An 8,037-nucleotide genomic window follows, 5' to 3' on the forward strand; every position below is an offset into this window, starting at 1 on the left:
ACGATGCCGAAAATGATGAGCGATTTATTCATGGGGGCTTCTATAATAATAATAATCGAGCATGAGTCTCATACGGATGCTCGGGTCGAAAGGGAATCCCCAGGCGAGTAACCTGTTTGCGGTGATCCATTAGCTGCAGGAGCAGAATAGCATACATCTGGAAGCAAAGCCAGGAAAGCGGCCTATGGAGCTGTGCGGCAGCGCTCAGTAGGCAATTTTTCAAAATATTGTTAAGCCTTTTCTGAGCATGGTATTTTTCATGGTATTACCAATTAGCAGGAAAATAAGCCATTGAATATAAAAGATAAAAATGTCTTGTTTACAATAGAGTGGGATATGTGGAGTCGATTAGTCCAATTTCTCGGTCAAAGCCCAAGGCCTTTTCGGCATTAACCAAGAGTCTGCTTAAGCACAATTTTCTGGTGGGTAATCATAACTTTTGCCTCATTTGTGATGGATTGATCTATCTTGATTCTACTGAATCGGATCATCGGATTGCCAAAGCCGTAGGTGGGCAAGGTGTTCTAGAGAATGGTCTGCTGGTTCATCCCATCTGTAATAGGATGAAATCAGATCTGAGCCTGGAAGAGATTAGAGCGGATTTGTTTGGTGAATTACTGTATTAATCAACAGAGCGATGAGCTCATTTTTGCAGAAGTATCAATGATTAATCACATGATTTAACTTTTGATACATTCAGCCAATATGGTTATTTTTAATTCAGTCCAGAATCACAACCAGAAACTAGCTGTAGTTTCTGAATGACCGTCAAGGTCCTTAGTTTCGCCCATAGATTCCCTCTGTGGGCTTTTTTTGATCAAAAATTGTATAGATGCTCTAAAATAAACCTTTTAGCATTTCATAAGCAATTAGGATTAAGGCTGAGACCATCAGCACAACAAAAATGAGTTCCACTCTAGTTAACAACTTAGTTCCATTTACTTTTCACTTAATTTATATAGCAGTTAACTCGTAGCATAAATGACATAACATGACATGGAAAATAATCAAAAAGACAGAATTTGGATTTTGATCAGATCTGCATGTTTACATGCTTCTACAGCAGCTTTGAATGTTTCACTTAACCTTTAAACTTTTCTTAAAACTAAATATATTTACATATACATTCTAAAATTTGATAGAATTTATTAAAACTTTAGATTCTAAGTGTAAATAATGAGAAGCGCTAATATTCGACGTGATGGCTACTTAAAATTTCTGAATACATGGCAAGACCGTGATGTCATTAAAGTACTTTCAGGTGTGCGTCGCTCTGGAAAATCCACCTTATTGGCGATGTTTCAACAAGACCTAAAAGCACAGGGCGTACAAGCCGAAAACATCATTGCCATCAACTTCGAATTTATGGAATTTGAAGAACTCACCGATTACCGTAAACTACATGATTATGTATTATCCAAAGTTGATAAAAGTAAAAAAAACTATGTTTTTTTAGATGAAATTCAACATGTTACAAATTTTGAGAAAGTAGTCGACTCTTTATATGTTCGGGATTATATCGATTTATATATTACAGGCTCAAATGCATTCTTTCTAAGTGGAGAACTTGCGACTTTACTTACAGGACGCTATATAGAGCAACATGTTTTACCCCTTTCATTCCAAGAATTTAAACAGTGGCATATTGAAAATAATCCGATCATCCAACAATTATCAAATCGTGATTTGTATGCCATGTATACGCGCAGTAGTTTCCCTTATACGCTTGCCATGACTAGCCAGCAGGAAACTTATGATTACTTGCAAGCGGTCTATGCCAGTGTAATGTTTAAAGATGTTATTCCACGTTTGAATACTGCCGATATTAACTCTCTCGAGCGTGTCACAAGATATTTGGCAAGCGTGACAGGCTCAGCTATTTCCATCAATAAAATTAAAAATACCTTTGTTTCAAGTGGGGTTAAAATTTCATTTGAAACAGTAAAACGCTATATTCAGGGCTTACAGGACAGTTTGTTATTTTATAGTGCCGCACAATTTAAAGTACGCGGGCGTGAGTTATTACAATCCTCTGAAAAATACTATTTAGTTGATGTCGGATTGCGCCGGATTATGTTGCCTGATGCTAATGCTGATCAAGGTCATATCTTAGAAAATGTGATTTATCTTGAGCTTGTCAGACGAGGTTATACGGTCTATGTAGGGCGGGTTGATGAATATGAAATTGATTTTGTTGCTGTCGATACTTTACAGAATTTAACTTATTATCAGGTGGCATTAGAAACGCTCAATGAGGAGACACTCAGCCGAGAGTTACGTCCATTACAGAAAATTTCTGATTCGTATCCCAAGTATTTGCTTACATTAGACACGATAGGGACTGAAGCGAATTATAATGGTATTGTAAAAATGAGTGCTCTCGATTGGTTGCTATCTGAAAATAAGTAAAGTTGAGGGTAGACATGGATACTATTATTTATTAATTAAAACTCAAAGACTTTTCAGCATTAACCAAGAGTGTGATCAAGCATAATTTCTGCTCCAATTGTGATGGATCGATTTACCTCGACTCGATTGAGTCAGACTATCATGATTGAGCCAGAGTCGCTTACTGAAAGTAGCGAGAATTGCGCTGGAGTTTCTGAAGGATATTAATTCCTTAGTTTGCCCATTCATCCATCTGGGCATTTTTTTTTTGATTAAAATACAATGCGGTTCTTGCTAAAAAATGACGGCACCCACCATAAAACACAATATTCCAAAAATAATCCAAGGCCATATCTTTGCCTTCGGTTGTTCTAAATTCTGAGGATTATATTCCGTGTGTTCTAGCGATGTCGGTTGTGGAACACGGGTCTTTTTAGAGTAAGGTTGGTGTTTAGAGTAAGATAGTCCCGTACCTGGAATGCCGACACTGGTTCGGGTGCCTTTTTTACCAATATTTAAAGAAGCACCGGGTTTGCCAATGCTCGCACTGCTGATGCCCTTATGCGTCAGATTAATTTTTAAACCCGGTAAGATTTTAATGCTCTTGCGAAATCTAAAGCCCATATTTCCCCCATTTGCAAAACCTGTTCGCTGTGTATTTCAGTTGATAGAGGTAAATTCAGAGAATCTCAGATCCTCATCTACCTCGCTAGTCGGCTGTCCCCATAGAGACATCCGTATATTTTTTATCTGGTGATTGCAATACTACCTTAAAATACCGTCAAAAATGTTTACTGTACATTTGCTATGGGGTAATCTTAAAACTGCTATTTATTGACTGATTGGTATATGACGACAGATAAGCATGAAGTGCTTCTTCGAATGCGAGCGATCGAGCTGCTTGCATACTGGGAAGGTCGTTTGGTTACCAATCGTTTGATGAGCTGGTTTGGACTTAGTCGACAGCAGGCTTCTGCGGATATCAAGCGCTATAATACGCTGTATAACCCCGATGCCTTGATTCATGATCCATCGGTCAAGGGTTATGTGCCTAAGGCCAGCTTCCAGCCTGTACTGACTACAGCGCATATCAATGAATATCTCAATATGCTGTCAGGTTTGGTTAGTGAATCGCATACCCTGATTGCGACACCAGAACCGAATCTTGCAGCAGTTCAATTACCTGATCGCAGTGTACGTCCTGAAGTGATTCGGGAAGTTTTGCGTGCCTGCCGAAACCAAAACACTTTAAAAATGATTTATGCCTCGATGCAGAATCCGCAGTGGCATGAACGCATCATTTCCCCACACACCCTGGTGTATACCGGTTTTCGCTGGCATGTCCGTGCCTATTGCCATCAGAGCAAGCAGTTTAAGGACTTTTTACTCTCCAGAATTGATCGTACACCTGTTGTGGTGGCGATTGAGTCAGTAGACCCTGCTCAAGATCAGCAATGGCATGAAGAAATTCTACTGACGCTGATCCCTAATCCAAAATTGAATGAAGCTCAAAAAGCGCTGGTCGAAAAAGACTTCGGCATGCCTGATGGCAGATTACAGATTCCGGTGAAAAAAGCCCTGGCTCACTATACCTTGCAGCGATATCAGGCCGCGATCACGCTGGCTGAGGCGGATGATGCCTTGAAATATCCCTTGGTACTACAACGCTCAGATATCGAAAAGCTGTCGTCTTACCTGTTTGATCAGGCCTCATAGGAGATTGGCCATGTTAGAACAATTTCATTATGACAGTGACCTGATTGGTGGCTCCCTGATGGTGCGTGAAAGCCGGCTGATCGCGGATCTGTTATTACGAGAAGCGATTCCAGAACAATGGCATCAGGCAATTCAGATTGACAATATTCTGCAAAAAAGAACGCCTGCTTCAGCTCAACGCAATGCCACCGCTATTCGTAAGCGTCTGGAGCGCTTGGAGCCTGATTTCTGGAAAGCACTACGTGATGGGGATGATGAGCTGGCGACCCAGGTGGCTTTTTGTGGCGCACTGGAACGCAACCTGTTGCTGCTTGAGTTTATGGAAACGGTGATGAGGGATGCCTATATCTCTCAGGCGCAATACTTGGACAGTTATATCTGGTCAGATTTTTTGGATGAACGCTCACAACGTGATCCGGATATCTGTGATTGGAAAGAGTCCAGCAAGAAAAAAATGGGGCAGGTGGTGTTTCGCATGCTGGCAGAAGCCGGTTACTTAAAAAGTACCCGTAAGCTGGAGTTGCAGCGCGTGATCGTCAGAGCAGAGCTGCGTAGCCTGTTGGAAGAACATTATAAACAACGCATTAAAAGATCTATGGAAGTGTCGGTATGGACGCGTTAGTTGTAGAGGGGCAGCAATGAGTCAAACAATACATGAGCGTCTGAACCAGATTCCAGAGCGAATTCTTTCCACTGAGTTTCTCACTGGACAAGGATTGGGCAATGAAATTGGCTTCTGGATTTTTGATTATGCACCTGAAGATGAGTTGAAGGTGCGCGAATATCTGCATTTTCTAGACGGGATGCTGGAGAAAAAACACAGTCAGCTGAAGGTGGTGAATATCAACCTGCTGCAAGCCGTGGTGGATTATCTGGCTGAGCGTAACTTCATCGATAAAGCCATTCAAATGCAAAAAGCCAAAGGCGATGAAGCGCTGCTCAAAGCCTTAAAGGGCCCACTGCATATGGATAAGTTCGCGCCCTATCTGGTGAGTAAATATGCCACCAATGCGCAAGATATTGTGTTGATGACTGGGGTTGGGTCGGTTTGGCCACTGTTACGTGCCCATCACTTATTGAACAGTTTGCATTCGTTACTGGGGCATAAGCCAGTGGTGCTGTTTTACCCAGGTTATTACGACGGTCAAGCGATGAGTTTATTTGGAAAAATTCCAAGCAATAATTACTACAGAGCATTCAGATTAGTGCCTTAAACACGGCAAATAGAAATAAAAATTCGGGGGAATGGATTGAGATGAACATTAAAGAGCTTTTTTACAAGCCATTAGATCGTGCGATTAACGGGGTCGTAAAAGCAGACCAGAATGACAATACTACGGTTTATCAGGAACTCGATGAGTATGTGGTCACCAATGAACTGGAAAAGCATTTTCGGGACTTTTTCCAGTCTTATGGCACAGACCTGAGCGATCCTTCGATTGCCAACCGTGTCGGCGTATGGATTTCGGGCTTCTTTGGTTCAGGTAAATCACATTTCCTGAAAACCTTGTCGTATATTCTGGCCAATAAAGTGGCACGTGATGCGGAAGGTAACGAGCGTAGCGCCGCAGAATTCTTTGATGAAAGCAAAATTCGTGATGCGTTTATCCGTGCGGATATTGGCAAGGCCGTCAGCCATCATGCCGATGTCATCCTGTTTAACATCGACAGTAAAGCCAGCTCCAATGATGATGGCAATCCGATCCTGAATGTGTTTTTACGTGTGTTTAACGAGTATCAGGGGTTTAGCGCGGATCATCCACATATTGCCCATATGGAACGTCACCTGAGCCAGAAAGGTGTCTACGAACGCTTTAAACAGGCGTTTGAGGAATCCAGTGGCATGTCCTGGCTAGAGGAGCGTGACGGTTATCAGTTCTATCAGGATGATGTCGAAACTGCGATTTCTCAGGCACTGAATCTATCAGCAGAAGCAGCGCATAAATGGTTTGAGGATTCTGAGCAGACCTTTAGTGTTTCGGTCGAAAACTTCTGTCAGTGGGTGAAAGAATACCTGGACAGCAAAGGACCCCAGCAACGCATGTTGTTCTTGGTTGATGAAGTGGGGCAGTTTATTGGCAGCGATACCCGCTTGATGCTGACACTGCAAACCATTACTGAAAACCTGGGTACGATCTGTAAAGGCCGCGCTTGGATTATCGTCACCTCACAGGCAGACATCGATGCTGTTTTAGGTGAGATGTCTTCTTCCAAAGCCAATGACTTCTCCAAGATTGCTGGACGTTTTAAAACCCGGTTATCACTGTCCAGTTCCAATACCGATGAAGTCATCCAGAAACGTTTATTACGTAAAACCCCAGAAGCTGAAGCATTGCTCAGATCGGTGTTTGAGCAAAAGGGCGATATCTTAAAAAACCAGATCACCTTTGACCGTTCAGGCCCAACACTCAAGAATTATGAGGGTCCAGACAGCTTTATCAATAACTATCCTTTTGCGCCGTACCATTTCCAGCTGGTGCAAAAAGTATTTGAAGAAATCCGTAAGGTCGGTGCGACCGGTGCACACCTGGCCTATGGTGAACGGTCCATGTTGGATGCGTTCCAGATGGCCGCGAATGCGATTGCCACAGATGAAGTCGGGGCCCTGGTTCCTTTCCACCGTTTCTATACTTCAGTGGAAGGATTTCTGGATACAGCAGTGAAGCGTACCATCGACCAGGCAGGGCAGAATAAGACCCTGGATGGTTTTGATGTGCAGATGCTGCGTACCCTTTTCATGATCCGCTATGTCGATATCATCAAAGGTACCTTGGATAACCTGGTGACTTTGTCGATTGAGAAAATTGATGAAGATAAGCTGGCATTACGCAAGCGGATTGAAGAAAGCCTACTGCGTCTGGAAAAAGAGAGCCTGATTACCCGCAATGGTGATGAGTTCCTGTTCCTGACCAATGAAGAACGTGATATCACCCGCAAAATTAAAGCCACTGACTTAGCGGCTTCAGAAGAAAATAAAGAGTTAGCTAATCTAATCTTTAAAGATTTACTGCGCGATCAGAACAAATACCGCCATCAAGCCAACAAGATGGACTATCAGATTGGTCGTTTTCTGGATAGCCATAGCTTGGATGGCAAGTATGAGAGTGATTTGAAAGTCGAAATCATTTCTCCACTGGATACCGAATACAACCTCTACACAGAAGCTTACTGTATTGGTAAAAGTACTCAGGCCGAAGGACAAGTGCTGATTAAACTGGCAGACGATAAACAGTTCTTTAATGAACTGCGCACCTGGCTGAAAACCAATAAATTTATTCGGTTAAATGATGATGGCACTCAGTCCGATATCACCCGTATCCTGGCAGACCGTGGCCGTGAGAACCAGGAGCGTAAAAAACGCCTGCGTGTCCGGGTCGAAGAAATGTTGCTGGACGCGGAAAGTTATGCCTTGGGTCAACATCTACAACTTTCATCTTCAAGTCCAACCACCAAGCTGGATGAGGCTTGTCGTTATTTGCTGGAAAACACTTATACCAAACTGAGCTATCTGCAGGTCTATCAGCAGGATGCCTGGCGTGAACTGAACGCCGTCTTGACTGTGGATGATATGGCGCAGCTCGGATTGTCTCTGGATGGCGGTCAGAGCAATCCCAAAGCCCTACAGGAAGTGGAGCAGTACATTGCACTACGGGCCACCGGTACAGAGCGTATTCTGGTCTCGGATGTGATAGATCGTTTTGCCAAACGCCCTTATGGCTGGCCAGATGCCGAGATTTTACTGTTGGTGGGGCAATTGGCTGCGATGGGGCGGATTTCTATGCAGTTAAATGGCGGAAGCTTACAGTTAAGCTGTCATTAAAAAGTAAACATGTATTCTTTTCCGAATTGGTTTGATACTCTCTCCACCCATTGCTCTATTTTATCAGCTGTCATGACTTGAAAATCTCGCCAATAATATTTCATCTGCTTCCA

The 8,037-nt window shown here is 42.8% G+C and carries 5 protein-coding genes and 3 pseudogenes; 6 read left to right on the forward strand and 2 right to left on the reverse strand.

The features are described 5' to 3' along the window. Nucleotides 1-314: 314 nt before the first annotated feature. Together FTV52_RS13825 and FTV52_RS13830 are read left to right on the forward strand one after the other, a co-directional pair. Nucleotides 315-626 (forward strand): annotated as a pseudogene (locus FTV52_RS13825) (HNH endonuclease signature motif containing protein); the annotation flags it as partial. 550 nt (nt 627-1,176) lie between these two features. Then, nucleotides 1,177-2,409, forward strand: coding sequence for an ATP-binding protein (locus tag FTV52_RS13830; protein WP_160255372.1), 1,233 nt, complete (start codon nt 1,177-1,179; stop codon nt 2,407-2,409). A gap of 273 nt (nt 2,410-2,682) precedes the next feature. Here FTV52_RS13830 and FTV52_RS13835 read toward each other — a convergent pair whose 3' ends face one another. Then, nucleotides 2,683-3,012, reverse strand: a complete 330-nt coding sequence (locus FTV52_RS13835; RefSeq protein ID WP_179991018.1) for a DUF4236 domain-containing protein — start codon at nt 3,010-3,012, stop codon at nt 2,683-2,685. A gap of 225 nt (nt 3,013-3,237) precedes the next feature. Here FTV52_RS13835 and FTV52_RS13840 point away from each other — a divergent pair, with 225 nt between their 5' ends. From FTV52_RS13840 to brxC, 4 genes and pseudogenes are all read left to right on the forward strand, one after another. Beyond that, a complete protein-coding gene (locus FTV52_RS13840) occupies nt 3,238-4,104 on the forward strand; it encodes a WYL domain-containing protein (protein WP_039909026.1) in 867 nt (288 codons plus the stop codon). A gap of 10 nt (nt 4,105-4,114) precedes the next feature. Beyond that, the gene (locus FTV52_RS13845) at nt 4,115-4,726 is read left to right on the forward strand and encodes a DUF1819 family protein (protein WP_005264234.1); all 612 of its coding nucleotides are present in this window, start codon (nt 4,115-4,117) and stop codon (nt 4,724-4,726) included. A 16-nt stretch (nt 4,727-4,742) separates the two neighbouring features. Further along, a complete protein-coding gene (locus FTV52_RS13850) occupies nt 4,743-5,318 on the forward strand; it encodes a DUF1788 domain-containing protein (protein ID WP_002010699.1) in 576 nt (191 codons plus the stop codon). 41 nt (nt 5,319-5,359) lie between these two features. Further along, nucleotides 5,360-7,912 (forward strand): annotated as a pseudogene (gene brxC / locus FTV52_RS13855) (BREX system P-loop protein BrxC); the annotation flags it as partial. Nucleotides 7,913-7,920: 8 nt separating this feature from the next. On the opposite strand, the pseudogene FTV52_RS13860 reads toward brxC, so the two are convergent. Next, nucleotides 7,921-8,037: pseudogene (locus tag FTV52_RS13860) on the reverse strand (transposase); the annotation flags it as partial.

The sequence above is a fragment of the Acinetobacter sp. YH1901141 genome (genome assembly GCF_013416935.1).
GTDB classification, from domain to species: Bacteria; Pseudomonadota; Gammaproteobacteria; order Pseudomonadales; family Moraxellaceae; genus Acinetobacter; species Acinetobacter towneri.